The organism is Enterobacter sp. CPE_E890, from assembly GCF_046521475.1.
GTDB lineage: Bacteria > Pseudomonadota > Gammaproteobacteria > Enterobacterales > Enterobacteriaceae > Enterobacter > Enterobacter adelaidei.
This window is the reverse complement of record NZ_JBKFZW010000001.1, coordinates 2,192,100-2,217,878: the sequence shown is the minus strand read 5'-3', so window position 1 is coordinate 2,217,878 and position 25,779 is coordinate 2,192,100. Positions and strand designations below refer to the sequence as shown.

The 25,779-nt window shown below is 53.6% G+C and carries 24 protein-coding genes; 14 read left to right on the top strand and 10 right to left on the bottom strand.

Going from position 1 to position 25,779, the window contains the following annotated elements:
- Nucleotides 1-10: 10 nt before the first annotated feature.
- Nucleotides 11-1,066, bottom strand: coding sequence for an SDR family oxidoreductase (locus ACLHV9_RS11000; RefSeq protein ID WP_108090037.1), 1,056 nt, complete (start codon nt 1,064-1,066; stop codon nt 11-13).
- A gap of 97 nt (nt 1,067-1,163) precedes the next feature.
- On the opposite strand from ACLHV9_RS11000, the gene ACLHV9_RS10995 reads away from it, so the two are divergent.
- Nucleotides 1,164-2,051: a LysR family transcriptional regulator gene (locus tag ACLHV9_RS10995; RefSeq protein ID WP_028017345.1), complete on the top strand. Its 888-nt coding sequence runs from the start codon at nt 1,164-1,166 to the stop codon at nt 2,049-2,051.
- Nucleotides 2,052-2,134: 83 nt separating this feature from the next.
- Nucleotides 2,135-2,404 carry a hypothetical protein gene (locus ACLHV9_RS10990; protein ID WP_028017344.1) on the top strand — a complete coding sequence of 90 codons (270 nt, stop codon included), beginning with the start codon at nt 2,135-2,137 and terminating at the stop codon, nt 2,402-2,404.
- A gap of 12 nt (nt 2,405-2,416) precedes the next feature.
- On the opposite strand, the gene umuC is transcribed toward ACLHV9_RS10990, so the two are convergent.
- The 4 genes from umuC to ACLHV9_RS10970 form a co-directional block, all read right to left on the bottom strand.
- Nucleotides 2,417-3,679: a translesion error-prone DNA polymerase V subunit UmuC gene (gene umuC / locus ACLHV9_RS10985; RefSeq protein WP_028017343.1), complete on the bottom strand. Its 1,263-nt coding sequence runs from the start codon at nt 3,677-3,679 to the stop codon at nt 2,417-2,419.
- Nucleotides 3,663-4,097, bottom strand: coding sequence for a translesion error-prone DNA polymerase V autoproteolytic subunit (umuD, locus tag ACLHV9_RS10980; protein ID WP_028017342.1), 435 nt, complete (start codon nt 4,095-4,097; stop codon nt 3,663-3,665). The genes umuC and umuD overlap by 17 nt, the downstream gene beginning before the upstream one ends.
- 134 nt (nt 4,098-4,231) lie before the next feature.
- A complete protein-coding gene (locus tag ACLHV9_RS10975) occupies nt 4,232-5,755 on the bottom strand; it encodes a cyclic diguanylate phosphodiesterase (protein WP_028017341.1) in 1,524 nt (507 codons plus the stop codon).
- Nucleotides 5,756-5,895: 140 nt separating this feature from the next.
- Nucleotides 5,896-6,762 carry an aldo/keto reductase family oxidoreductase gene (locus tag ACLHV9_RS10970; protein ID WP_407220455.1) on the bottom strand — a complete coding sequence of 289 codons (867 nt, stop codon included), beginning with the start codon at nt 6,760-6,762 and terminating at the stop codon, nt 5,896-5,898.
- Between the two features lie 144 nt (nt 6,763-6,906).
- Here ACLHV9_RS10970 and tcp point away from each other — a divergent pair, with 144 nt between their 5' ends.
- The gene (gene tcp / locus ACLHV9_RS10965) at nt 6,907-8,568 is read left to right on the top strand and encodes a methyl-accepting chemotaxis citrate transducer (RefSeq protein WP_407220454.1); all 1,662 of its coding nucleotides are present in this window, start codon (nt 6,907-6,909) and stop codon (nt 8,566-8,568) included.
- Between the two features lie 27 nt (nt 8,569-8,595).
- Here tcp and smrA read toward each other — a convergent pair whose 3' ends face one another.
- Both smrA and ACLHV9_RS10955 read right to left on the bottom strand, forming a co-directional pair.
- Nucleotides 8,596-9,159: a DNA endonuclease SmrA gene (gene smrA, locus ACLHV9_RS10960; RefSeq protein WP_114977429.1), complete on the bottom strand. Its 564-nt coding sequence runs from the start codon at nt 9,157-9,159 to the stop codon at nt 8,596-8,598.
- 357 nt (nt 9,160-9,516) lie between these two features.
- On the bottom strand, nt 9,517-10,428 hold the full coding sequence (locus ACLHV9_RS10955; protein WP_407220453.1) for a LysR family transcriptional regulator: 912 nt from the start codon (nt 10,426-10,428) through the stop codon (nt 9,517-9,519).
- A gap of 175 nt (nt 10,429-10,603) precedes the next feature.
- Between ACLHV9_RS10955 and ACLHV9_RS10950 the strand changes: the two genes are divergently transcribed.
- From ACLHV9_RS10950 to uspE, 7 genes are all read left to right on the top strand, one after another.
- Nucleotides 10,604-11,914, top strand: coding sequence for a M20 family metallo-hydrolase (locus ACLHV9_RS10950; protein ID WP_407220451.1), 1,311 nt, complete (start codon nt 10,604-10,606; stop codon nt 11,912-11,914).
- A complete protein-coding gene (locus ACLHV9_RS10945; RefSeq protein WP_407220450.1) occupies nt 11,914-13,359 on the top strand; it encodes a M20 family metallopeptidase in 1,446 nt (481 codons plus the stop codon). Before ACLHV9_RS10950 ends, ACLHV9_RS10945 begins: the two co-directional genes overlap by 1 nt.
- A gap of 41 nt (nt 13,360-13,400) precedes the next feature.
- Nucleotides 13,401-14,927 (top strand): p-aminobenzoyl-glutamate transporter, encoded by a 1,527-nt coding sequence (abgT, locus tag ACLHV9_RS10940; protein ID WP_407220448.1) that lies wholly within the window; start codon nt 13,401-13,403, stop codon nt 14,925-14,927.
- Nucleotides 14,928-14,937: 10 nt separating this feature from the next.
- Entirely contained in the window at nt 14,938-15,453 is a 516-nt protein-coding gene (gene ogt, locus ACLHV9_RS10935) for a methylated-DNA--[protein]-cysteine S-methyltransferase (RefSeq protein WP_049006287.1), read from the top strand.
- A 183-nt stretch (nt 15,454-15,636) separates the two neighbouring features.
- Nucleotides 15,637-16,389: a fumarate/nitrate reduction transcriptional regulator Fnr gene (gene fnr / locus ACLHV9_RS10930; protein WP_006174991.1), complete on the top strand. Its 753-nt coding sequence runs from the start codon at nt 15,637-15,639 to the stop codon at nt 16,387-16,389.
- A gap of 135 nt (nt 16,390-16,524) precedes the next feature.
- Complete coding sequence (locus tag ACLHV9_RS10925; RefSeq protein ID WP_008500541.1) at nt 16,525-16,719, top strand: hypothetical protein; 195 nt, start codon at nt 16,525-16,527, stop codon at nt 16,717-16,719.
- A gap of 109 nt (nt 16,720-16,828) precedes the next feature.
- Nucleotides 16,829-17,779: a universal stress protein UspE gene (uspE, locus tag ACLHV9_RS10920; protein WP_028017332.1), complete on the top strand. Its 951-nt coding sequence runs from the start codon at nt 16,829-16,831 to the stop codon at nt 17,777-17,779.
- Nucleotides 17,780-17,836: 57 nt separating this feature from the next.
- On the opposite strand, the gene pntB is transcribed toward uspE, so the two are convergent.
- Entirely contained in the window at nt 17,837-19,225 is a 1,389-nt protein-coding gene (gene pntB, locus ACLHV9_RS10915; protein WP_028017331.1) for a Re/Si-specific NAD(P)(+) transhydrogenase subunit beta, read from the bottom strand.
- A 10-nt stretch (nt 19,226-19,235) separates the two neighbouring features.
- Nucleotides 19,236-20,765 carry a Re/Si-specific NAD(P)(+) transhydrogenase subunit alpha gene (pntA, locus tag ACLHV9_RS10910; protein WP_049006288.1) on the bottom strand — a complete coding sequence of 510 codons (1,530 nt, stop codon included), beginning with the start codon at nt 20,763-20,765 and terminating at the stop codon, nt 19,236-19,238.
- Between the two features lie 535 nt (nt 20,766-21,300).
- Here pntA and ydgH point away from each other — a divergent pair.
- From ydgH to folM, 3 genes are all read left to right on the top strand, one after another.
- Nucleotides 21,301-22,245 (top strand): DUF1471 family protein YdgH, encoded by a 945-nt coding sequence (gene ydgH / locus ACLHV9_RS10905; protein ID WP_028017329.1) that lies wholly within the window; start codon nt 21,301-21,303, stop codon nt 22,243-22,245.
- A 185-nt stretch (nt 22,246-22,430) separates the two neighbouring features.
- Nucleotides 22,431-23,813, top strand: coding sequence for an amino acid permease (locus ACLHV9_RS10900; protein WP_028017328.1), 1,383 nt, complete (start codon nt 22,431-22,433; stop codon nt 23,811-23,813).
- A gap of 39 nt (nt 23,814-23,852) precedes the next feature.
- The gene (gene folM, locus ACLHV9_RS10895) at nt 23,853-24,575 is read left to right on the top strand and encodes a dihydromonapterin reductase (RefSeq protein WP_049006290.1); all 723 of its coding nucleotides are present in this window, start codon (nt 23,853-23,855) and stop codon (nt 24,573-24,575) included.
- Here the strand turns inward: folM and ACLHV9_RS10890 are convergent.
- Complete coding sequence (locus ACLHV9_RS10890) at nt 24,572-24,907, bottom strand: GlpM family protein (RefSeq protein ID WP_028017326.1); 336 nt, start codon at nt 24,905-24,907, stop codon at nt 24,572-24,574. The two genes, folM and ACLHV9_RS10890, sit on opposite strands and share 4 nt — an antisense overlap.
- Nucleotides 24,908-25,039: 132 nt before the next feature.
- Here ACLHV9_RS10890 and rstA point away from each other — a divergent pair, with 132 nt between their 5' ends.
- Complete coding sequence (gene rstA / locus ACLHV9_RS10885; RefSeq protein WP_028017325.1) at nt 25,040-25,756, top strand: two-component system response regulator RstA; 717 nt, start codon at nt 25,040-25,042, stop codon at nt 25,754-25,756.
- The last annotated feature ends 23 nt before the right edge of the window (nt 25,757-25,779 follow it).

The following is a 25,779-nucleotide window of genomic DNA, read 5'->3' as shown; positions in this document are numbered from 1 at the left end:
GCCCTTACAGTCAGGGAATAATACGTGCCGCTCTCAGCTGCGCGAACAGGTTGAAAAACATCTCATCGGTTGCCTGCATTCGCGTGAAGCCAGACCGCCGAAGCTTGCTGCCATCACCGAACATGTCGTAATTCCAGCTAAAGACGAAATCGGCAAAATGTCCGTCATTCAGCTGCATAATATCCGTTTCTACCAGCCGATCTCTGGCAAGCTCGCACCATACCTCACGATAGTCCTTAAACAGCTGATGAAATGACAACCTCACGGGCGGAGCAGATTCCAGTTCAAACCAGCGTGCGATGCGCGGCCATAGCTCACTCCAGCGCCAGATATCGCCGTTATTCACGTTGAAAGCCTGATTCTGCGCCGCAGATGTCGTGGCAGCCCACAGCGTTGCCTCGGCCAGCAACCCGGCGTCAGTATGATCAACGATACTGTGCCAGGTCTGCTCGGTACCGGGAAAGCGCAAAGGTAGCCCCTGAGCCTTACACAAAGACGCATACAGAGCGATGCTCAGCGCCAGATTCATCGTGTTGCCGGGCACGGTACTTCCCACCACGCCCGGTCTGATGGCATTCCAGTGCCAGCTTTTCCCACGCTGAAAATCGCTGAGCCACGTGAGCTGAGCGGCGTTAAATTCTGCACCCGGTACGCCAGGATCGCTTTCGCGTGCCGGGGTTTTGAACGGCCCCAGATGTGCACCATAGACTTTGTACCCCTGCATCAGGCTGACCGTCTGCAGCGGTGCTGTTTTTTCGATATGACTGACCAGATGACGCAGCATCGTAACGTTCGGCTCGACCATGTCTGTCCAGTTTGCCGCGTTCGCCCAGGCGCTGTAAAAAATATGGGTGATACCACTCAGGGGTTGCAGCACCTCTGCGCTGTTCTGCGCATCCAGTAAATCGACATTCACCATCGGAATAGCATCCGGATGGGTCACTGCATGGCGACTGAGACCGATCACCTGCCATTTATTGTGCAGGAGCGTTTTGACGAGCTGTCTGCCCACAATTCCGCTGGCACCAGCGACCAGCGCGACGTTTTGTTGCGGCATCTTATTCATGAAGTTTCTCCAGAAAGGGTGACAGGCGCAGTGTCATATATTATTTTTTTATTGGATATCCCCTTAAACCGATGGCACTTATCAGAAAAATCATTAAATGAATAATAAACTCAACGCCATTTCCACCTTTCTTTGCGTTGCAAAAGCAGGTTCCTTTTCTGCCGCCGCCCGCCAGAGCGGGATGAAGCAATCTGCGGTCAGCCAGCAGATCGCCGCCCTTGAACAAGAGCTTGGTGTCGTGTTGCTGCATCGTACAACGCGATCAATGAAGTTGACTGAACAGGGAGAGCGTTACAGCCGTGATATGCAGCTTGTGCTGGATGCCATGCGGGAAGCTGAGATGCGGCTGGATCCTGTCGATCAGCAATTTCAGGGGAGAGTGCATGTCCAGCTGCCGAGCGGGCTGGGCCAGATCTTTTTGCCACATTTGCTTTCGCTGCAACGCCTGCATCCAGAATTGCACCTGATGCTTTCCCTCGATGACCGCATTGCCGACCTGGTGACAGAAGGGGTGGATGTCGCAATACGACTAAGCAGTGAGCCTCCTCTGGCGCATGCGGCTCGCGTGCTGGCACGTGTTGAAACCGCGCTGTTTGCCGCCCCTGAATTTCAGGCGGTGCACAGCGTCAGGGAGCTGGCGACGCTGCCACATGTACGATTTAGCGGCATCCCGCTGGATGCCCCATTGCGGCTGCTTTCTCAGGAAGAGACCCTCGACGTGAAGGTGAATACCGTTTTCCGCGCCAATACCAGCGACGCGCTATTACAGGCGCTGGAGTCAGGCATCGGAATCGGAGGCATGCAGCTACCGCTTGCGGCCAGAGCATTGAAAAATGGCACACTGGTGCCGATCTTACCCGCCTGGCGGTTACCCGACCGATTCCTCTATGCCGTTTTCCCTGATGCCCGCTTTATTCCACAGCGCGTCCGACGTGTCGTCAGCGTGATTGAGCAATTACTGCCTGAGATCATGAAGAAAAACTGAACATTCCCCCCGCAAATCACGTGCACTTTTTGACCATAAGGAATAGAGTATTTTCACCGTATCCTCTTCTTTATGGAGCACATATGCCCGATTACAGTTTCTTCAGGAAAGGCCCGGATCTCGTTGCGATCGAGAGCGCAAACATCGATGCAGCTTCTCAGCTGACCGCTCAGGGGTTTGAAAAGCAGTTTGAGGAGATCAGCGCTGCGGATGAAAAAACGGCGCTTACCCGCTTTGCTGATATCCATAAAAATAATGACATCGATCGCCATAACTTCCTGGCAGGTGCGGGCCAAATGCCGTTGATCGGCGTGCTGACGGCGGCGGCAACCTGGTTGACGCAAAAGAAATAACGCAGGAGTACTCTACCTCGCCACCGGCAAATCCGCGTACCGCGTGGTATAAGCCGGAGACAGCATCTCGCGTTTCATTGCCCAGGATTTCTCAATCCCCTGCCCGGCAAACCATATCTTCCCTTTGCCGGAATGATTGACGCTATCGATCATGTCCATCAGTGCCGCACTGTTGACGCGCAGACGGTTATCGTCAAACAAATTAAGCTGGGCGACACCCGTACTGAAAAAGTCCGCCAGCATCACCCCCGCTTTCATGTAGCGATACCCGTCAAGCCATATACGCCCCAGCGCCTCCGTGGCTGCACGGATGATATCGCGTGAGTCGTTGGTCGGCGTCATCAGGATGGTTGAAGCCTGATTGCCGTAATAAATTTCGTTGTCGGCATGAGGGCTAGTGCGCAAAAACACGCTGATAAAGCGGCAGTATTGATGCTCGCCGCGTAGTTTTTCTGCTGCACGTTCCGCGTAGGCGCAAATGGCCTGATGCATCTCTTCGTATTGCGTAATCCGGTGTCCAAACGAACGGCTACAGATAATTTGCTGCTTTGTGGGAGTAAACTCTTCCAGGTCAAGGCAGGGTTCACCGCGAAGCTCTCGCACCGTGCGCTCCAGTACCACGTTAAAATGTTTACGAATGACCCAGGATGAGGCATCCGCCAGCGCCAGTGCCGTGGAGATCCCCATCGCATTGAGTTTTTTCGTGATGCGCCGTCCAACGCCCCACACCTCGTCTACCGGTACATTCGCCAGCAGTTTGCGCTGCCGCTCGCGATCCGATAAATCCACCACGCCACCGGTACTCGACCACCGCTTGGCCGCATAGTTGGCCAGCTTCGCCAGCGTTTTTGTCGGGGCAATACCGACGCCAACCGTTAAGCCCGTATTTTTAAGTATCTGCGCACGCATCTGACGACCAAACGCTTCCAGCGACATGCAGTGGCTGACACCTGACACATTCACGAACGCTTCATCAATGGAATAGATCTCTATTGCCGGGGCAAGATCGGTCAGGGTTTGCATCACCCGGCTGCTGAGGTCGGCATAGAGTGCATAATTCGAACTAAAGACGTACACCCGGGAGGGGTAGCTCTTCTCTTTGAATTTGAAATACGGCTCACCCATTTTTATACCGAGCTGCTTTGCCTCCCGCGACAGTGAAATAATGCAGCCGTCGTTATTCGAAACTACCACGATAGGTTTCCCCTCCAGATCGGGACGGAACACCTTCTCGCAGGAGGCATAGAAACTATTCACATCAACCAGCGCGAACATGTTTATGCGTTTTGAGTGTGTGGGTAACAACCCCGAAGATTTGCAGCTCCTCTTCGGACTGAAAGGTGATCGGCTGATAGCGGACATTATGCGGCAGGAGTCTCAGGACCGGACGGGTCTGCAACTCTTTCACGGTAAATTCACCGGCGACCGACGCCACCACGATATCGCCATGTTCAGCATTTAACGAGCGATCAACCACCAGCAGATCGCCGTCGCCGATCCCGGCGCCAATCATCGAGTCTCCGCTCACCTTGACGAAATAGGTTGCACTCGGGTGTCTGACCGCCAGCCTGTTGAGATCGAGGCGATCCTCCACATAATCCTGCGCAGGGCTTGGGAAACCACAGGCAACACGCTCCAAAAATAAAGGTAATTCAATGTATTGCTTTGGATGATAAGAAAAGAGAGTGTTCATAAATGCCTTTCTCGCCACATACTGTATATAAATACAGTATTACGGATAATGCCCCAGGATCAAGGTCATTTCCGCAGACGATCCCAAACGCATTGAAGTTTGAGAGGATTTAATTCAGCAGCAGCTTCTGCAGGTTACTCCACCACCACTTTCACCTTCGGCTTCGACAACAAAATATGAATAAGCTCGGTAAACGGAACCGGTTTAAAAAAGTAGTACCCCTGCTGAAAGACGATGTTATTGCGATTGAGGTAGTCTAGCTGCGCCTTCGTCTCTACGCCTTCCGCTACAATGCTGATGGAGAGTTTACGCGCCAGATCCAGCACACAGTCGAGGATGCGGGTAGAGTCCGCATGCTCGTTCACCCGGCTGACGAAGCTATGGTCAATTTTGATATAATCAATATGCAGATCATGCAGATAAGAGAGTCCAGAATAGCCGGTACCAAAATCATCCAGTGCAATAGCGAACCCTTTTTCATGGAGCACATTCAGGGTCTGGACAAGGTTTTCATCAATATCCAGCGGTTCCCGCTCTGTCACTTCGATCACCAGGTTCAGATCTTTTCTGACGAAACTATCCTTGTACTTCAGGCACTCATCCAGGAAGGTCGGCATCGCAATGTGGGGGGCACTGAAATTCAACCCGACGTGAAACCCTTCCGGTAATTTCGTGGAAATCGCGTTCATCTGTGTCGTCACCTGCGCCATCAGGCTTTGCGTCAGAGGAACAATCAGCCCCGATTTTTCAGCAATGGGAATGAATGTAGCCGGAGAAATATAGCCCGCCTGCGGATGCTTCCATCTTGCCAGCACCTCCACGCCCCGCAACGTGCCTTCTCTGCCATTCACCACAGGCTGGTAAAACGGAACGATTTCCCCCCGGGCAATTGCGGTACGAAGTGACTCTTCAGGCAGGGTGTTTTTGTTCAGATACTTATGCAAAACGTAAGCGGCAGTACCGGAGATCAGCAGTAAAAACAGCATGATGCCTGCCCCGTGTTCGATCAGCCTTTGTACGCTAAACAGAGGAGGAAGATTATATCTGACGCTATAGGGGTAATTTCCCGACCGGGCCTGCCCGACCTGCGTTTCCTGGCGATGAGTGATGGTGAAATTGCCGGAAGCATCAAGAGCGTAACCGCCCACCACCAGTGCGTAATTAACATGCTCCAGGGGCGTACTCAGAGCGTCACGGATATGGCTATCGCTCACGCTGACCATAATTCGATTGGTGGCAAAGTGGGTCTGAAATAACAAAACAGGTCGTCCGTTTACCGTATCGCTCGCCGGCGTGAGCAGTAATTCTGAAAAAGGTATATCATTAATATTTAATAATAAAATACGATTCCCCGGCAGAGATGAACACCAGGGTTGCCCCTTTTTCAGAATAACGATGGTTCTGAGATGGGGTTGCAGAGCGGCCTCCGTACCAAGCTGATACTGCCCATCTGCATCACATCCCTTCGCAATAATTTCCGTCGCGGTTCTGGCTGCAACCCGTGCTTCATCAAGAATGGCATTGATATTGTTAACGGCGTATCTGGCTCCCGACGAGCTATCAACCCGAGCTGAATACCAGAGCTGTATATTGAGGATAAAAACGCCAGCAATAAAAATAGCCACTGCTGTTATGACAGGAATAAAGACATTGCGCATTGCCGTCTCAACTGTACTTAGCATTATCAGTACAAAGAGCATGGTCGACAACATTAAAAATAACCACTGAAAAAAGAGACAAATCTCAGGGTGTTGCAAACAAAAACCCGGAATTTTTCCGGGCTTTGCTTATATCAGGTTTAGTCCACCAGCGAATTTAGCGTTTTCACGGCTTCAGGCGGTAGGTGCAGTGCCCCCGCCGCAAGGTTTTGCCGCAGATGCGTCACGGAAGAGGTTCCGGGGATCAGCAAGATGTTCGGGGAACGTTGCAACAACCACGCCAGCGCCACCTGCATTGCCGTTGCGCCCAGTGAATCAGCAACGGCCTGCAGCCCGGAAGATTGCAGTGGCGTAAAACCTCCGAGCGGGAAGAACGGTACATACGCAATGCCCTGCTGTGCCAGCCCATCCACCAGCGCATCGTCCTCCCGGTTTACAATGTTGTACATGTTCTGCACGCACACCACCGGCACCATCTTCTGCGCTTCCGCAACCTGAGTGGCCGTCACATTGCTCAGACCAATATGACGCACCAGCCCTTGCTGTTGTAACTCTGCCAGGGTGGAAAGCGGTTCCGCAATCGCCCCTTCCGCAGGCCCGTGTGTGCTGAACATAATTCGCAAATTCACCACGTCCAGCACGTCAAGCTGCAGATTACGCAGGTTGTCATGCACCGCCTGAGTCAGTTCCTGCGCGGAAAAGGCCGGCAGCCAGGCACCTTTACTGTCGCGACGGGCACCGATTTTGGTCACGATAGTCAGATCGTCCCGGTAAGGATGAAGTGCTTCTCGGATCAGCTGATTGGTAATATGCGGACCATAAAAATCACTGGTATCAATGTGGTTCACCCCCGCCGCGACGGCTTCACGCAGCACGTCCAGCGCGGCCAGCTTATCCTTCGGTGGACCAAAGACGCCCGGCCCGGCGAGCTGCATCGCGCCATAGCCCAGTCGTTTAACCGTCCGCGTCCCGAGCGCGTACGTCCCGCTTTTATCAATGCTGCTCATGTTAACCTGCCTCATAAAAATGATCCGGATTTACAACAGGTTCCCTGAGAGAACCCTTGGTTAAGCGCGAGTTAAATTAAAGTTTAAATTCTCTACGACGATAGTATTGGAGTACCCCTGCATTTTCTCTAACGGACGACCGCTATGCTGAAAAACCTGCACGTGATTACCGGTATTATCTTTGCCCTCACCATATTCTGTCTGTTGCAAGTTGTCACGGGAGGGTTGTTCTACTCTGCTGTCAGCAACGATCGCCATAACTTCCAGAACTCCGGGGTGCTCAATGCCCAACAGGAGAGTCTGAGCGACAGCGTGAACACGCTGGTGAAAACCCGCGTCACCGTCACCCGCGTGGCGATCCGCTACCTGAAAAACCAGCGTGACCCGGCTTCCCTTGCGGCGATAAACAAACTGCTTGGCACCGCAGGCGACTCGCTGGCAAAAGCCGAAGCCTACAACAAAGAGTGGCAGAAACTGCCGCAGGTTAAGGGTCAGGATGCGGCATTAACCGACGAAATGCAGAAGTCCTGGAACCAGATGCACGAAGTGATGCGTTTATCGATTGAGTACCTGCGTGCCGATAACTACCAGGCCTATGGCGATCTGGACGCTCAACAGGCCCAGGACGATATGGAAGCGGTCTATAACCGCTGGCGTGCCGAAAACAACACCCTGCTGAAGGCCGCAACGGAAGAGAACCAGAGCAGCTTTACCCAGATGCAATGGACGCTGGCGGCTATTTTGCTGGCCGTTATCGCGGTACTGGTAGTGATCTGGCAGGGCTTACAACATCTGCTGTTAAAACCCCTCAACACCATTATGAACCATATTCGCGCGATTGCGGGCGGCGATCTGACGCAGGATATCGTCATCACGGGTCGCAATGAGATGGGTCAACTGGCCGCAGGTCTGCAGGATATGCAGCAGTCGCTGGTGACCACCGTCAGCGCCGTACGTGGGAGCACTGACTCCATCTACACCGGCGCTGGCGAAATTGCCGCAGGCAGCAACGATCTTTCCGCCCGCACCGAGCAGCAGGCCTCCTCGCTCGAGGAGACCGCCGCCAGCATGGAAGAACTGACCGCAACGGTTAAACAGAACTCCGATAACGCCCGTCAGGCTACGCTATTGGCGAAAAACGCCTCTGAAACCGCAGCCCGTGGCGGTCACGTGGTGGATAACGTTGTTCGCACCATGACCGAAATTGCTGACAGTTCGCAGCAAATTGCGCACATTACCGGCGTGATTGACAGCATCGCTTTCCAGACGAACATTCTGGCGCTTAACGCAGCGGTGGAAGCCGCACGCGCCGGAGAGCAGGGTCGTGGTTTTGCGGTTGTGGCAGGCGAAGTCCGTACGCTGGCGAGCCGCAGTGCGCAGGCTGCGAAAGAGATCAAAGGGCTTATCGAAAACTCCGTCAGCCGGGTGAATACCGGTTCTGAGCAGGTTAGCGAAGCAGGCACCACCATGAAAGAGATTGTCGCTGCCGTTACCCGTGTGACCGATATTATGGGTGAGATTTCGTCAGCATCCGATGAACAGAGCCGTGGTATCGAACAGGTAAGCCTGGCCGTTTCACAGATGGACAGCGTGACACAGCAAAACGCCGCGCTGGTGCAGGAGTCCGCCACGGCGGCGGCGGCGCTGGAAGATCAGTCTGAACAGCTGCGCCAGGCAGTGGCGGCATTTCGTCTGAACGGCAAAGAAAAAGTCGCAGCCCCGCGCCCGGCCAATGTGAAGACACCGCAGTTGCTGCGTCCGGTAACGACAACCGCCTCTACCGACAGCAACTGGGAAACGTTCTAAGTCTATGGCGGGCGAGGCTATCGCCCGCTAGCGGCTGCGCTTGGCGTGCCGCTCCCAGTTTTCCTGTTTCGCTTCATCGGATTTTCGTAGCGAAACATAACATGCCCCGCTGCCGCCGTGATGCGGCAGCGCCACGCAGAAAGCCTGCACTTCCTCAAACTCGGTTAACCAGCGCGCCAGATAGCTGCGCACCACATTAGGATGGGAGTTCTGCTCACGCCCTTTCCCGTGAATGATAATCAGGTTACGTAACCCGTCACGTCCGGCCTGGCGAATAAAAGAATACAGCATCTGACGGCAGCGTTCGGCGGGCTGACGTAAGAGATTTAAGCTGGCCTGGCGGGCATATTTACCCGAGCGTAGCTTATCAATAACGCCCTGCTGCACCCCTTCACGCTGGAACGCCAGCGCCTCTTCAAGGGGCAGAAGTTCCAGAAAGCCCAGGGTCAGGAAGTTATCCAGCTGTTCGGTATCCATCTCCTGGCGCGACCGCGTATTGCGGCTTGGCTGCCAGTGAATATCCGGGCTGCGCTTCAGGGGCTGGACATCCTCCATGGCGTCAAGAAAAAAGGATTTGTCGTCAGGGTTCATGGATATCCTCCGGCTACATCTGAGGACCGTACTATACCTGTGCCAGACAGGGGCCTCAATAACCGTTATACCGCGAGGTATGGTATAAATATTAACCTAATGAATAGATATAATAATCCCCCCACAGACTTAAACCACACTTAACTAAAATTTTAGCAAAGATAAAATAAGTGATTTGTGTTAAAAATTCGTGAAATCAATCACTCACCCGCCTTTCAATTTTCAGGAAAGGTGTTATAACTAAATAAACCTGCCCCATGGATATAACACTCAGGATCTGCGAAAGGACGCACTGCTGTGTGTACTGTAGGGTCTGTCTGATGTCGGGCAGACCCTGTTTTTTTTATTATATAAACTTCACTCTACAACTATTTTTCTCGCTTCTCTTCTGAATTGCGTTATTAACGATTCGGCAAGAGGCGTCTGACGTGAATCACGGCGCTGAACTAAATAATATGCCGCTTTTGGAAGCGACTCGATAACCGGGATCATGACCAGACGGTGCGCCAGCAGCGGGTCACAGCCCAGTTCCAGTGGCAATATACTTAAAAAATCACTTTGCGCGACAAGGCTAATACAGGAAGTAAACGTTTCACAGACCACACCAATCCGCGGTATTTGTGAGCGATAGTTAAATACATCCTCTAATTGCTTATAATAACTTCCCCGTGGCGTCGGCATTGTCCAGTTATAATGCAAAAGTTCATTAATAGAGGTTGCTCCTGTCGCCGGATGCCCTTTCCGGCAAAATACCGCAAACGGTTTTTCGAACAGCTTTTCAAACGTAAATTCATGGTCGTAAGGTCCCTGATAATAGGTGTTGATGGTAAAGTCCAGCTCCCCCTGGCGTAGTTCATTGATCATCGACACCAGTTGCCCTTCCATAATCCGGACTTTGACCTGCGGGTGCTGCGCATGAAAGCGGGTGATGACGGCGGGCATGAGGCTGCGTGAAACACTGGCCCCCATCCCAATGTTGATTTGCCCGGCCAGTTCCCCCTGCCGCTGGCGAATGTCATCCTGCGCCGCACGTAACTCTTCCAGAATCAGCCTGGCGCGCGGGTAAAAACCTTCGCCACATTCGGTCAACGCCACGCCCTTACTCCTGCGCACAAAAAGCTGCGCCGCCATGCCCTCTTCCAGCTCTTTGATGGATTTGGTCAGCGCCGGTTGTGACAGATTGAGCGCCCTGCTGGCACCACGAATACTGCCCTGGCGCGCGACTTCAACAAACGCCCGGATTTGATGAAATTTAATCTGAAATGACATAGCCCGACCGATAACCGTTGTTTATCAGAGTAAAGAAACTGTCATCTACTTTAATAGAAAGGGATGTGCGAGGGTAATTCCTGAACGGTTAAAACTGTGAAAAAACGGTTAGTGATAAGTAAAAACTATCACAGCGTGAAGCAGTTCACATATTTTAATGATAACAGGAACAGATATGGACACACTGGCGCAATACATCCAGACATTAACGCCGCAGCTAAGGGCATGGCGTCGCGATTTTCACCATTTTGCGGAATCCGGCTGGGTGGAGTTTCGTACCGCCGCGAAGGTCGCGGAAATCCTTGACTCAATGGGTTACGAACTGGCGATGGGCCGCGACGTAGTGGATGCCGAAAGCCGTATGGGGCTGCCTGATGACGACACCCTTGCGCGGGAGTTTGACCGAGCCCGTGCACAAGGCGCGCCTGAGAAATGGCTCGCGCCGTTTGAAGGCGGATTTACCGGGATTGTAGCGACCCTCAATACCGGCCGACCAGGGCCGACCCTGGCGTTTCGCGTGGACATGGATGCCCTTGATTTAAGTGAAGCACTCGACGACGGCCACCGCCCGTATCGCGACGGATTTGCCTCCTGCAATCCTGGGATGATGCACGCCTGCGCGCACGACGGCCATACCACCATTGGTCTGGGACTGGCACAGGTGCTTAAGCAGAGTGAATCACAACTCAATGGTACCCTCAAACTGATCTTCCAGCCTGCCGAAGAAGGGACGCGCGGCGCACGCGCCATGGTCGCTGCCGGAGCGCTGGACGACGTGGACTATTTCACGGCCATCCATATTGGTACCGGCGTGCCTGCCGGTACGGTTGTCTGCGGCAGCGATAACTTTATGGCGACGACCAAGTTCGACGTGAACTTTACCGGCGTTGCCGCACACGCAGGTGGTAAACCGGAGGACGGGCGTAACGCTCTGCTCGCCGCGGCGCAAGCCGCCATCGCCTTGCACAGCATTGCACCGCACAGCGAAGGTGCATCCCGGGTGAACGTTGGGGTAATGCAGGCGGGCAGCGGACGCAACGTGGTGCCCGCCAATGCGATGATCAAGGTTGAAACCCGCGGCGAAAGCGAAGCCATTAATCAGTATGTCTTTGAACGGGCACAGTCTGTCATCACCGGCGCGGCGGCACTCTATGGCGTGACGGCCGAGATACGCCTGATGGGAGCCGCCACCTCCAGCGCCCCCACCCCCGCCTGGGTCGATTATCTGCGCGAGCAGGCAGGCCAGGTGTCCGGCGTGGTGCATGCCATTGATAACGTTAAAGCCCCGGCGGGTTCCGAAGACGCCACGTTAATGATGGCCCGCGTGCAGCAGAACGACGGCATGGCGTCATATATGGTGTTTGGCACGAATTTGAGCGCCGGACATCACAATGAAAAATTCGACTTTGATGAGCAGATAATGGCTGTTGCCATCGAAACGCTGGCGCGGACTGCGCTTAATTTCCCGTGGACGCGAGGTGTGTGATGCAGGAGAACTACGCTTTTATTGCCGATGCGATCGACACGCGATGTCGGATGTTAACCGATATTGCCGACGAGATTTGGGATCATCCCGAAACGCGTTTTGAAGAGTTCTGGTCAGCTGAACGGCTCGCCAGTGCGCTGGAGGCCGAAGGCTTCACGCTAACCCGTGAAGCGGGTGGCATTCCGAATGCCTTTATCGCCAGCTTCGGCAGCGGGAAACCGGTTATCGCTCTGCTGGGCGAATACGACGCGCTGGCCGGCTTAAGCCAGCAGGCGCACTGTGCAGCAGCGCAATCCGCCACGCCGGGAGCTAACGGCCACGGCTGCGGGCATAATCTCTTGGGTACTGCAGCATTTGCGGGGGCAATGGCGGTAAAAAGCTGGCTGGAACAACACGGTGGTAGCGGAACAGTGCGTTTTTACGGCTGCCCCGGTGAAGAAGGCGGCTCCGGAAAAACCTTTATGGTGCGTGAGGGTCTGTTTGATGACGTCGATGCCGCCGTCACCTGGCACCCGGAAGCGTTTGCTGGCATGTTTAACGTCAGTACGCTGGCCAACATTCAGGCCGCCTGGCGTTTTCACGGCGTGGCGGCGCATGCGGCCAACTCTCCCCATCTTGGACGCAGCGCGCTGGATGCCGTAACACTGATGACTACTGGCACCAACTTCCTTAACGAACACATCATCGAGAAAGCGCGCGTCCATTACGCCATTACTGACACCGGGGGCATTTCACCCAACGTGGTGCAGGCGCAAGCCGAAGTGTTGTACCTGATCCGCGCCCCGGAGATGGCCGACGCACAACAAATCTATGAACGCATTGGGAAAATCGCCCAGGGCGCAGCGATGATGACCGAAACCACCGTCGAGTGCCGCTTTGATAAAGCCTGCTCCAGCTACCTGCCGAACCGTACGCTCGAAGCGGCGATGTATCGCGCAATGCAGCACTACGGTACGCCCGAATGGACCACCGAAGAGCGCGATTTTGCCCGCGAGATCCGCGCCACGCTGACGCCAAACGATCTGCAAAACAGTCTGAAAAATATTGCTGCAACAGGCGGGGAAGCCGGTAAAGCCTTTGCCCGCCGCCACCAGGAGACGTTGCTGGTGGACGACGTCGCACCGTATGCCATTACTGACAACGTGCTGGCGGGTTCAACCGACGTGGGCGACGTCAGCTGGAAAATGCCGGTCGCCCAGTGCTTCAGCCCCTGCTTTACCGTCGGCACGCCGCTGCACACCTGGCAACTGGTCGCTCAGGGTCGTACCTCCATTGCCCACAAAGGCATGCTGCTGGCCGGAAAAGTGATGGGAGCTACCGCGCTAAATCTGCTACAGGATGCAGAACTGCTGAAAAAATGCCGGGAAGAGTTTGAACAGCAAATAGCAGAAAAACCGTACGTATGTCCGATCCCACAAGGTGTGACACCGTCACCTTTAAAATAAAAAAACACAACACAACAACACAATAGTCACGAGGAACGCCCATGAGTATGTCATCCATACCTTCGCATTCCCCATCCGGTAAGCTCTATGGCTGGGTTGAAAGGATCGGCAATAAAGTACCGCACCCTTTCCTGCTGTTTATCTATCTGATTCTGATTTTAATGGTCGCCACTGCCGTGCTCTCCGCCTTTGACGTGAGCGTGCGCAGCCCGGCTGACGGCAGCCTGGTGGCGGTAAAAAACCTGCTCAGCGTTGACGGGCTGCATTGGTTTTTACCCAACGTCATCAAAAACTTCAGCGGTTTCGCCCCGCTTGGCGCCATTCTGGCGCTGGTTCTGGGTGCAGGGCTCGCGGAACGCGTAGGACTGTTACCGGCCCTGATGGTGAAAATGGCCTCTCACGTCAGCGCACGTTACGCCAGCTATATGGTGCTGTTTATCGCCTTCTTCAGCCATATCTCTTCCGATGCTGCGCTGGTCATTATGCCGCCCATGGGCGCGCTGATTTTCCTCGCAGTCGGACGTCACCCTGTAGCGGGTCTGCTGTCGGCAATTGCGGGTGTCGGGTGCGGTTTTACCGCCAATCTGCTGATTGTCACTACCGACGTACTGCTCTCGGGCATCAGTACGGAGGCGGCGAAAACTATCGACCCCGCAATGCATGTCAGCGTCATCGATAACTGGTACTTTATGGCAAGCTCGGTCATTGTCCTGACGATTGTCGGCGGGCTGATAACCGATAAGATCATCGAACCGCGTCTGGGAAAATGGGAAGGTCGCAGCGATGAAAAGCTGGAAACCCTGAGCAAAGAACAGCGCTTCGGCCTGCGCGTGTCGGGCGTGGTCTCGCTGGCCTTTATCGCCCTGGTGGCGCTAATGGTGGTGCCGGAAAGCGGTATTCTGCGCGATCCGGTCAAACATACCGTACTTCCCTCACCCTTTATTCAGGGCATTGTGCCGCTGATTATTCTGTTTTTCTTTGTCGTGTCGCTCGCATATGGCATCGCCACCGGTAAAATTCGCCGTCAGGCCGATCTGCCGCAGCTGATGATCGAGCCGATGAAAGAGATGGCGGGCTTTATCGTGATGGTTTTCCCGCTGGCTCAGTTCGTCGCCATGTTTAACTGGAGCAACATGGGCAAATTTATGGCCGTCGGCCTGACCGACGCGCTGGAGGCTGCCGGGTTAAGCGGCGTCCCGGCGTTTGTCGGTCTGGCGCTACTGTCATCCCTGCTGTGCATGTTCATCGCCAGCGGATCGGCCATCTGGTCAATTCTGGCCCCGATCTTCGTGCCGATGTTTATGATGCTGGGGTTCCACCCGGCATTTGCCCAGATCCTGTTCCGTATCGCTGACTCCTCCGTCATCCCGCTGGCGCCGGTTTCGCCGTTTGTTCCGCTGTTTTTAGGCTTCCTGCAGCGCTATAAACCTGAAGCCAAACTGGGTACCTACTATTCGCTGGTTTTGCCCTACCCGCTTATCTTTTTAGGAGTATGGCTGGTCATGCTGGTGGCGTGGTATCTTGTCGGCCTGCCAATTGGACCGGGGATCTACCCGAGGCTGAACTAAAGGAACGAGGATGCTGAGATTACTCGAAGATAAGATTGCGACGCCGCTTGGGCCGCTGTGGGTGATCGCGGACGAGCAGTTTTGTCTGCGTGCCGTTGAGTGGGAAGAGCACAGCGATCGCATGGAAGATCTGCTCGATATTCATTACCGCTCACAGGGGTATGAACGTATCAGTGCCACCAACCCTGGTGGACTGAGCGACAAGCTTGCGGCGTACTTTGAGGGCGATCTCAGCAGCATCGACACCCTACCCACCGCCACGGCCGGAACACCTTTCCAGCGCGAAGTGTGGCAAGCGCTGCGGACTATCCCGTGCGGACAGGTCATGCATTATGGCCAGCTCGCGGAGCAGTTAGGCCGCGCCGGGGCGGCACGCGCAGTGGGTGCCGCGAATGGCTCCAACCCGGTCAGCATCGTGGTGCCCTGCCATCGAGTGATTGGCCGCAACGGCACCATGACGGGGTATGCCGGAGGCGTACAGCGCAAAGAGTGGTTACTGCGTCACGAAGGGTATCTTCTGCTGTAAATCCCAGGCTTTTTGTGCTTAATTTTCTACCGGTTAGGCTAAAAATCCATAATCAAGCTGTGGAATTTCAAGGAGATGGCAGCACATTGCCGTCTCTTGTTCTTATTGAGAGTTTGCCAGGCTTACGTACTTACCAAAAAGATGTTAAAATTGACCAATATCAATTAAGGCTTGAGCAAACCTATGATCCCGGAAAAGCGAATTATACGACGCATTCAGTCTGGCGGTTGTGCTATCCATTGCCAGGATTGCAGCATCAGCCAGCTCTGTATCCCGTTTACCCTGAATGAGCATGAACTTGATCAGCTTGATAATATCATCGAGCGCAAAAAGCCTATTCAGAAAGGGCAGACGCTGTTTAAAGCGGGAGACGAACTGAAATCGCTCTATGCTATCCGTTCTGGCACCATCAAGAGCTACACCATCACCGAACAGGGTGATGAGCAGATCACCGGCTTCCATCTGGCGGGTGACCTGGTTGGCTTTGATGCCATCGGCACTGGCCACCACCCGAGCTTTGCTCAGGCGCTCGAAACCTCTATGGTTTGCGAAATCCCGTTTGAAACTCTGGATGACCTGTCCGGAAAAATGCCTAATCTGCGCCAGCAGATGATGCGCCTGATGAGCGGTGAGATCAAAGGCGATCAGGACATGATCCTGCTGCTTTCCAAAAAGAATGCAGAAGAACGCCTGGCTGCGTTTATCTACAACCTCTCCCGTCGCTTCGCTGAGCGTGGTTTCTCTCCACGCGAATTCCGTCTGACCATGACGCGTGGCGATATCGGCAACTACCTGGGCCTGACCGTGGAAACCATCAGCCGTCTGCTGGGCCGTTTCCAGAAAAGCGGTATGCTGGCTGTTAAGGGTAAATACATCACGATCGAAAACGGCGAAGCACTGGCCGTTCTTGCCGGGCACGCCCGTAACGTGGCATAAAGCCCATATGTATATTGCCAGACCAATAAATTTTCTTGATTTATTGGTCTGGCATATTAACACTTCCGTTATCTGACATTTTCACCGTAGCACGTCCCCACACAGCGCCCAAAAGGTTCTCGTTGAGGTTATGAATTGAGAGAAAGTTTATTTTTCGTTTCAGTCGTGATTGCCTCAGTGACCTTTATCTTCATCTGGATCATGCTTGTCGGCCCGATGAAGGGGGAGGAAAAAACCTACGTTCAGGATTCCACGACCTTTGCGATAGCAGTGATGGTGTTGCTGTTTATTGCATTTATTGCGGTGACAACGACCGTTCTTTTCCTCTGATAATTTTTCATGAATTATTGATCTGGCAAAACCTCCCCCCTGTTTCATTCAGGATATATAGGTTACTCTTTTAATTACAGACTGTGGTGACAGTAGTAAGGAGACCTGTATGGCAAAGTATCAAAACATGCTGGTAGCTATCGATCCGAATCAGGACGATCAGCCGGCATTACGGCGTGCTGTGTATTTACATCAACGGATTGGTGGCAAAATCAAAGCGTTTTTGCCGATCTATGACTTCTCATATGAGATGACCACCCTTCTGTCGCCTGACGAGCGCACCGCTATGCGTCAGGGAGTGATCAGCCAGCGTACCGCGTGGATCCGCGAACAGGCGAAGTATTACCTGGAAGCGGGAGTTCCTATTGATATTAAGGTGGTCTGGCATAACCGACCTTTCGAAGCCATTATCCAGGAAGTCGTTGCCGGTGAGCATGACCTGCTGCTGAAGATGGCGCACCAGCACGACAAGCTGGAATCCGTGATCTTCACCCCTACCGACTGGCATCTGCTGCGTAAATGCCCTTGCCCGGTCTGGATGGTGAAAGACCAGCCGTGGCCTGAAGGCGGTAAGGCCGTCGTGGCAGTCAATCTCGCCAGCGAAGAGGATTACCACAATGCGCTGAACGAGAAGCTGGTTAAGGAGACAATCCAGCTCGCTGAACAGGTCAACCACACCGAAGTGCATCTGGTTGGCGCGTATCCGGTGACGCCGATCAATATCGCCATTGAACTGCCTGAATTTGACCCGAGCGTGTATAACGACGCCATCCGTGGTCAGCACCTGTTGGCCATGAAAGCGCTGCGCCAGAAATTCAGCATTGATGAGAAAATGACCCACGTGGAAAAAGGGTTGCCTGAAGAGGTTATCCCGGATTTAGCCGAACATTTGCAGGCCGGGATTGTCGTGCTGGGCACCATTGGTCGAACCGGTATTTCTGCCGCATTCCTCGGCAATACCGCCGAACAGGTGATCGACCATCTGCGTTGTGACCTGCTGGTCATTAAACCGGATGAGTACCAGACGCCGGTTGAGATGGACGACCCGGAAGACGATTAAACAGCGTTTGGGGATAAAAAAGCCGCCAGAATTGGCGGCTTTTTCATTTAGTACAACTTACAGCGCTTTCAGAATAGCATCCACGCTGGCTTTGGCGTCGCCAAACAGCATATGGGTGTTCTCTTTGAAGAACAGCGGGTTCTGAACCCCGGCATAGCCAGTGTTCATGGAGCGTTTGAAGACAATCACGTTCTGCGCCTTCCACACTTCCAGAACCGGCATACCGGCGATTGGGCTACGCGGATCGTCCTGCGCCGCCGGGTTAACGGTGTCGTTAGCACCGATGACCAGCACGGTGTCGGTCTCGGCGAAATCATCGTTGATCTCGTCCATTTCCAGCACGATGTCGTAAGGCACTTTCGCTTCCGCCAGCAGTACGTTCATGTGACCTGGCAGACGCCCTGCCACCGGGTGAATACCAAAGCGAACCTTGATCCCGCGCGCGCGCAGCTTCTCAGTGATCTCCGCGACCGGATACTGAGCCTGTGCTACCGCCATGCCATAGCCTGGGGTGATAATGACCGAATGCGAGTTTTTCAGCATATCAGCAGTATCTTCCGCGTTAATCTCGCGGTGCTCACCCACTTCTTCGTCAGAACCCGTCGAGGAACCATCAGAACCAAACCCACCGGCGATAACGCTGATGAACGAACGGTTCATCGCTTTACACATGATGTAAGACAGGATCGCACCGGAAGAACCCACCAGCGCACCGGTGACGATCAGCAGGTCGTTGCTCAGCATAAAACCTGCCGCCGCAGCCGCCCAACCGGAGTAGGAGTTCAGCATGGAGACAACCACTGGCATATCCGCACCACCGATGGAGGCTACCAGGTGCCAGCCGAATGCCAGCGCAATGATGGTCATCACCAGCAACGCCAGTACCTGCAGACCCACGCTTTCGGTACGCACGAAGACCACCAGCAGCACAAACGACACCACCAGCGCCGCCAGGTTCAGCTTATGACGGTTTGGCAGCATCAGCGGTTTAGACGAGATCTTCCCGCGCAGTTTACCGAACGCAACAATGGAGCCGGTGAAGGTGACCGCACCGATGAAGATTCCGAGGAACACTTCCGTCAGGTGGATGTTCACCAGAATCGGTTCCAGACCCGGGGTGTGGTACAGGTAGCTGTTGAAGCCTACCAGCACCGCCGCCAGACCGACAAAGCTGTGCAGAATCGCAACCAGCTCCGGCATCTCGGTCATTTCAACGCGTTTCGCCAGACGAATACCAATCGCACCACCGATGATCATCGCCACCAGGATCCACGCAACGTTGCCGGTGTCCGGCCCAAAGATGGTGGCAATCAGTGCAATCGCCATCCCGGCGATACCAAAGTTATTACCCTGCTGAGACGTTTCGTGTTTGGAAAGCCCCGCCAGACTGAAAATAAACAGGATTGCAGCAACAATGTATGCGGCTGTCACTAATCCTCCAGACATATGCTACCCCTTAGCCTTTACGAAACATTTTCAGCATGCGCTGAGTCACGGTGAAACCACCGAAAATATTGATACTGGCGATCAACACCGCAACAAAGCTCAGGAAGCTGATCCAGCCGCCGTGACCAATCTGCAGTAACGCCCCAACCACGATAATCCCCGAGATGGCGTTGGTGACCGACATCAGTGGCGTATGCAAGGCATGGGAAACGTTCCACACCACGTAGTAACCCACCACGCAGGAGAGCGCGAAGACGGTAAAGTGGCCAAGGAACTCTTTCGGTGCAACGTTAGCCAGCCAGCCGAACAGAATAATCGCCAGCGCCATGATCGCGTATTTGCGCCATGGAGAAGCGGGTTTGGCGGGTTCTTTAGGTTCTGGCGCCGCTTTCGGTGCAGCCTGAGGCTGAGCAGAAACCTGAATAGGTGGCGCAGGCCAGGTGATTTCACCTTCACGAACCACGGTAACGCCACGTACGACCACATCGTCGAAATCAACGGTGACGTTGCCGTCTTTCTCTTTGCAGAGCAGTTTCAGCAGGTTAACGAGGTTGGTGCCGTACAGCTGAGAAGACTGCGTTGGCAAGCGACCCGGCAGATCGGTATAACCGATCACCTTCACGCCGTTCGCGGTCGTGGTCACCTGATTCGGGACGGTATATTCACAGTTACCGCCGTTTTGCGCCGCCAGGTCGACAATTACGCTGCCCGGCTTCATGGAATCTACCATTTCACGGGTGATCAGCTTCGGCGCGGGTTTACCCGGGATAAGCGCAGTGGTGACAATAATATCGACATCTTTCGCCTGGGCGGCGAAGAGTTCCATTTCGGCTTTGATAAAGGCTTCAGACATCACCTTCGCGTAACCATCGCCGCTGCCTGCTTCTTCCTTGAAGTCCAGCTCAAGGAATTCGGCACCCATACTTTGAACCTGTTCCTTAACCTCAGGACGGGTGTCAAACGCGCGCACGATAGCCCCCAGGCTATTTGCTGCACCGATTGCAGCAAGGCCCGCAACGCCCGCGCCAATCACCATCACCTTCGCCGGAGGGACTTTACCCGCCGCAGTGATTTGACCGGTAAAGAAGCGACCAAATTCGTGGGCCGCTTCAACAATGGCGCGGTAGCCGGCAATGTTTGCCATGGAGCTTAAGGCATCCAGCGACTGGGCACGCGAAATACGCGGCACAGAATCCATGGCCATCACGGTCACGCCACGTGCCGCCAGCTTCTCCATCAGCTCAGGATTTTGCGCAGGCCAGATGAAACTCACCAGCGTCGTACCTGGATTGAGCAGCGCAATCTCACTCTCTTCCGGTGCGTTCACCTTCAGAATCACCGGTGACTGCCAGACTTCAGCACTGTCCACCACTTCCGCGCCAGCCTGGATGAAGGCTTCGTCATCGAAACTCGCCAGTTTGCCTGCGCCGCTTTCAACCGCGACGGTAAAACCCAGTTTAAGCAGTTGCTCCACCGTTTTCGGTGTTGCCGCTACGCGGGTTTCATTGGCTAACCGTTCTTTTGGTACCCCAATACGCATAGTTTTCCCTTCCATCGGTTTTTGATGATGGTTTGTCGATAAATGCCCGCGGTTTGTATCAATTTTCGCCATCACAATAGCGACGAGATATGATTAACCCCGGAAAATAAAACAGTAACAAACTGTCTATAACCTACTGAAAATAGCGCCCGTGATCTACCGCCAGAAAACACTATTTCTTACTTTATCTGTGAAAAATAAGCGATCGGCGTCACTGACAGTGATATTTACCTTAAATTCATCGTCGAAGCCGATAAATCGCGCAAGCGAAGCGGTAAAAACATGATATAGCGCCATAAGAGAACAAGTTATTAACATTAAATTAACTTGTGAAAGTCATAAGCTTTATCAGTTTTACTTGTCAAACGTCTGTTTTTTCAACATATCACTAAATGTTATCGAATTCGGTGATTCAGTAAGCACTGGCAGTGAAAAATGCCGCAGACAGCGACAGGTTTTAAATGCCATAATCGGGACCGTCTCAAATTAACAACAATACCAGTACATGGTTTGCGCAAGGCGAAGGATTATTTTTATGAAGCTTAAGAACACACTCCTGGCGTCCGCACTTCTCTGTGCGACCGCCCTGTCTGCGAATGCCGCAACAGAGTTAACGCCGGAGCAAGCGGCAGCGTTAAAACCTTTTGACCATACGGTCATTGTGGGTCGTTACAATTCCATTGGCGATGCCGTCGCCGCCGCATCAAAAGCCGCCGATAAAAATGGTGCGGCCTCGTTTTACGTCGTTGACCAGTCTGATTATGGCAACAGCGGTAATCAGCGCGTAACGATTGCGCTGTTCAAAGACAATGCACCGAAAGCTGATGCACCGAAAAATCGCGTGATTAATGGCATCGTTGAACTGCCAAAAGATCAAGCGATCGCATTGGAACCTTATGACACCGTCACCGTTCAGGGCTTCTATCGCAGCCAGCCTGAAGTGAACGATGCCATCACCAAAGCGGCGAAAGAGAAAGGTGCATATTCTTTCTATATCGTGCGTCAGGTAGATGCTAACCAGGGCGGCAACCAGCGCATTACCGCGTTCATCTATAAAGAAGATGCGAAAAAACGTGTTCTGCAAAGTCCGGATGTTATCCCGGCTGATTCCGAAGCAGGCCGCGCGGCAATCGCAAAAGGCGGTGAGGCAGCGAAGAAAGTTGAAATCCCTGGCGTAGCAACATCTGCTGCACCAAGCGCTGAAGTGGGTCGTTTCTTCGAAACGCAATCCACGAAAGGTGGCCGTTATTCCGTGACGCTGCCAGACGGTACCAAAATTGAAGAGCTGAACAACGCCACTGCTGCGCAGATGGTGCCGTTCGACAGCATCAAGTTTACCGGCAACTACGGCAACATGACGGAAGTCTCTTATCAGGTCGCGAAGCGTGCGGCGAAGAAAGGGGCGAAATACTACCACATCACCCGCCAGTGGCAGGAACGTGGCAACAACGTGACGATCAGCGCCGATCTCTACAAGTAACAAAATCATTGATCAAAGGCGGCGCAATGCCGCCTTTTTTTGTTACTTTTTTTGAATTTCTGCCACACGTCATTGCATGCTTTCGTTACACTCCGTAAAATCCCGCGCCTTAGTGTGATCCACCATTTTTATGCGCCTGTGCGAAATAATTATTCTGGATTTGGACTTTTCATAACAGGAAGCCAATGGAAAAGAAACTTGGCCTGAGTGCTCTGACTGCACTCGTTTTAAGCTCAATGCTGGGCGCGGGCGTATTCAGTTTACCGCAGAACATGGCGGCGGTGGCAAGCCCAGCCGCACTCCTCATTGGCTGGGGTATCACCGGCGTTGGGATATTGCTGCTGGCGTTCGCAATGTTGCTGCTGACCCGCATCCGACCTGATCTGGACGGCGGTATTTTCACCTATGCACGTGAAGGTTTTGGTGAGCTGATTGGCTTCTGCTCCGCATGGGGATACTGGTTATGCGCGGTTATCGCCAACGTCTCCTATCTGGTGATCGTCTTCTCGGCGCTGAGTTTCTTTACCGACACGCCTGAGCTGCGTCTCTTTGGCGATGGTAACACCTGGCAGTCTATTGTGGGTGCCTCGGTACTGCTGTGGTTCGTTCACTGGCTGGTTTTACGTGGCGTACAAACAGCAGCCAGTATTAACCTTGTGGCAACCCTCGCGAAGCTGGTCCCGCTTGGTCTGTTTATCGTGCTGGCCTTTATTGCGTTCCGTATGGACGTATTTAAGCTCGATTTCACCGGCGTTGCGCTGGGCGTACCTGTCTGGGAGCAGGTGAAAAACACGATGCTCATTACCCTGTGGGTGTTTATCGGTGTTGAAGGCGCGGTCGTGGTTTCCGCCCGGGCACGCAATAAACGCGATGTGGGCCGTGCAACTCTGCTGGCCGTACTGGCCGCGCTGGGGGTCTATCTGCTGGTGACGCTGCTGTCTCTGGGCGTGGTAGCACGTCCTGAGCTGGCCGGAATGCGTAACCCATCAATGGCAGGGCTGATGGTAAAAATGCTCGGTCCCTGGGGCGATGTGGTGATTGCTGCGGGGCTGATCATCTCCGTCTGTGGCGCTTACCTGAGCTGGACCATCATGGCCGCTGAAGTCCCGTTTCTGGCCTCTACGCATAAGGCGTTTCCACGCCTGTTTGCCCGTCAGAACAAAAACAGTGCGCCGTCCGCGTCACTCTGGCTGACTAACATCAGCGTGCAGGTCTGTCTGGTGCTGATCTGGCTCACAGGTTCTGACTATAACACTCTGCTGACCATCGCCTCCGAGATGATTCTGGTACCCTATTTCTTAGTGGGCGCATATTTGTTAAAAATCGCCACACGCCCGGCGCACTATGTTGTGGGTGTAGGAGCCTGTATTTACGGTCTGTGGTTGTTGTATGCTTCCGGGCCTATGCATTTGCTGCTGTCTGTAGTGTTATATGCACCGGGTTTGCTGGTGTTTATCTATGCACGCCGCACGCATCAGCTGGAAAACGCACTTAAACGCCGCGAGATGGCCTTAATCGGACTGTTACTGGTTGCTGCTTTACCGGCAACCTGGATGTTAATGGGATAGCATCGCCTTTCCCATTGTTGAACTGTAAAGGAGAATACGATGGGAAATGAACAGCTTCACCCAATACTGATTACCGGTGGAGGCCGCCGTATCGGCCTCGCCCTTGCCCATCATTTTCTCAACCTTCGCCATCCGGTCATCGTCAGTTATCGTACTGAATATCCCTCTGTCGAAGGATTACGGAAAGCAGGAGCTGTCTGCATTCAGGCGGATTTTTCAACCGATGAAGGCATTCTGGCCTTTGCGGATAAGGTGAAGTCCACCACGACGGGGCTACGTGCCGTTATCCATAACGCCAGTGCCTGGTGTGCCGAAAAGCCCGGCACGTCGCTCAGCGAAACGCTCTCTGCCATGTTACAGATCCACGTTAATACGCCCTATTTGCTTAATCACGCGCTGCAGGATCTGCTGCGCGGCCACGGGCATGCTGCGGGCGACATTATCCATTTCACCGATTATGTGGTGGAGCGTGGCAGCGACAAGCACATTGCCTATGCAGCCAGTAAAGCCGCGCTGGATAACATGACGCGCTCGTTTGCCCGCAAACTCGCGCCCGAGGTGAAGGTAAATGCCATCGCTCCGGCAATGATTTTATTTAACGAAACCGATGATGCGGAGTATCGCCAGCAGGCGCTGAACAAGTCGCTGATGAAAATCGCCCCAGGCGAAAAAGAGGTGATTGACCTTGTGGATTACCTGCTCACCAGTTGCTATGTCACCGGCAGAACCTTTGCCGTGGACGGAGGCCGACCACTGCGCTAGTGAAAACGGCTCCAGAAGAAGATTAACACCCAGGCGCTGAGCCCCCAGCAGACCACTGCCCCGCTCAGCGCCAGGGGAAGTCGCAGAAAACCGGTGAAATACCAGAGCGATAACAGGTAGAGGAAATACGGGATGATAGACCACATGCCAAACACGATGGTCGTTCGCAATGCTTCTGTGCCCCGTTCAGAGGCCACAATATAGTGCGCAATGAGCGCAAAAGTCGGGAAGAGTGGGATCAGCCCGGCAATATAATAATTTTTGGTTTTTGCCAGAATGCCAATCAGTAACACCACCAGCGCCCCAAGCGCGGCTTTAATCACCAGCCCCATACTTTTTCTTTCCTGAAACAATCAAGTAACAATATGAGTCAGAATAACGGAACTGATGCTAATTTTGAAAGATTAATGGAAGGTTAAGGTTCTGCGGTGTATGTTGACATTTTTCACGATAACAGACGTTGTATGAATAAGATTGTTTATGTTGAAGACGAACCCGAAGTCGGGCAATTGATCGCCGCCTATCTGGGTAAACATGATATGGACGTCATTGTTGAGCCTCGTGGCGATCGCGCCGAAGAGGTCGTCGTGCGTGAAAACCCGGACCTGGTACTGCTGGATATCATGTTGCCAGGAAAAGATGGCATGACGCTCTGCCGCGACCTGCGCGCCCGCTGGGACGGTCCTATTGTCCTGCTCACATCGCTGGACAGCGATATGAACCATATTTTGTCGCTTGAGATGGGTGCCAATGACTACATTCTGAAAACCACACCGCCTGCCGTTTTGCTCGCGCGCCTGCGTCTTCATTTACGCCAGCACGCCAGCATTGAACGCGAAGCGCCTGCTCCGTCGCTGACGCCGCACAAAGCGATGCGTTTTGGGACGCTTTCCATTGATCCGATCAACCGTCAGGTACTGCTTTCCGACGAGCTTATTGCGCTCTCGACAGCAGATTTTGACCTGCTTTGGGAGCTGGCAACACATGCCGGGCAAATCATGGATCGCGATGCGCTGCTGAAAAACCTGCGCGGAGTAAGTTATGACGGCATGGATCGCAGCGTTGATGTGGCGATATCGCGCCTGCGCAAAAAGCTGCAGGATAACGCCACCGAGCCGTACCGCATTAAAACCGTGCGTAACAAAGGCTACCTGTTTGCCCCGCACGCCTGGGAAACCTGATTATTTCATCATCCGGAATCGTT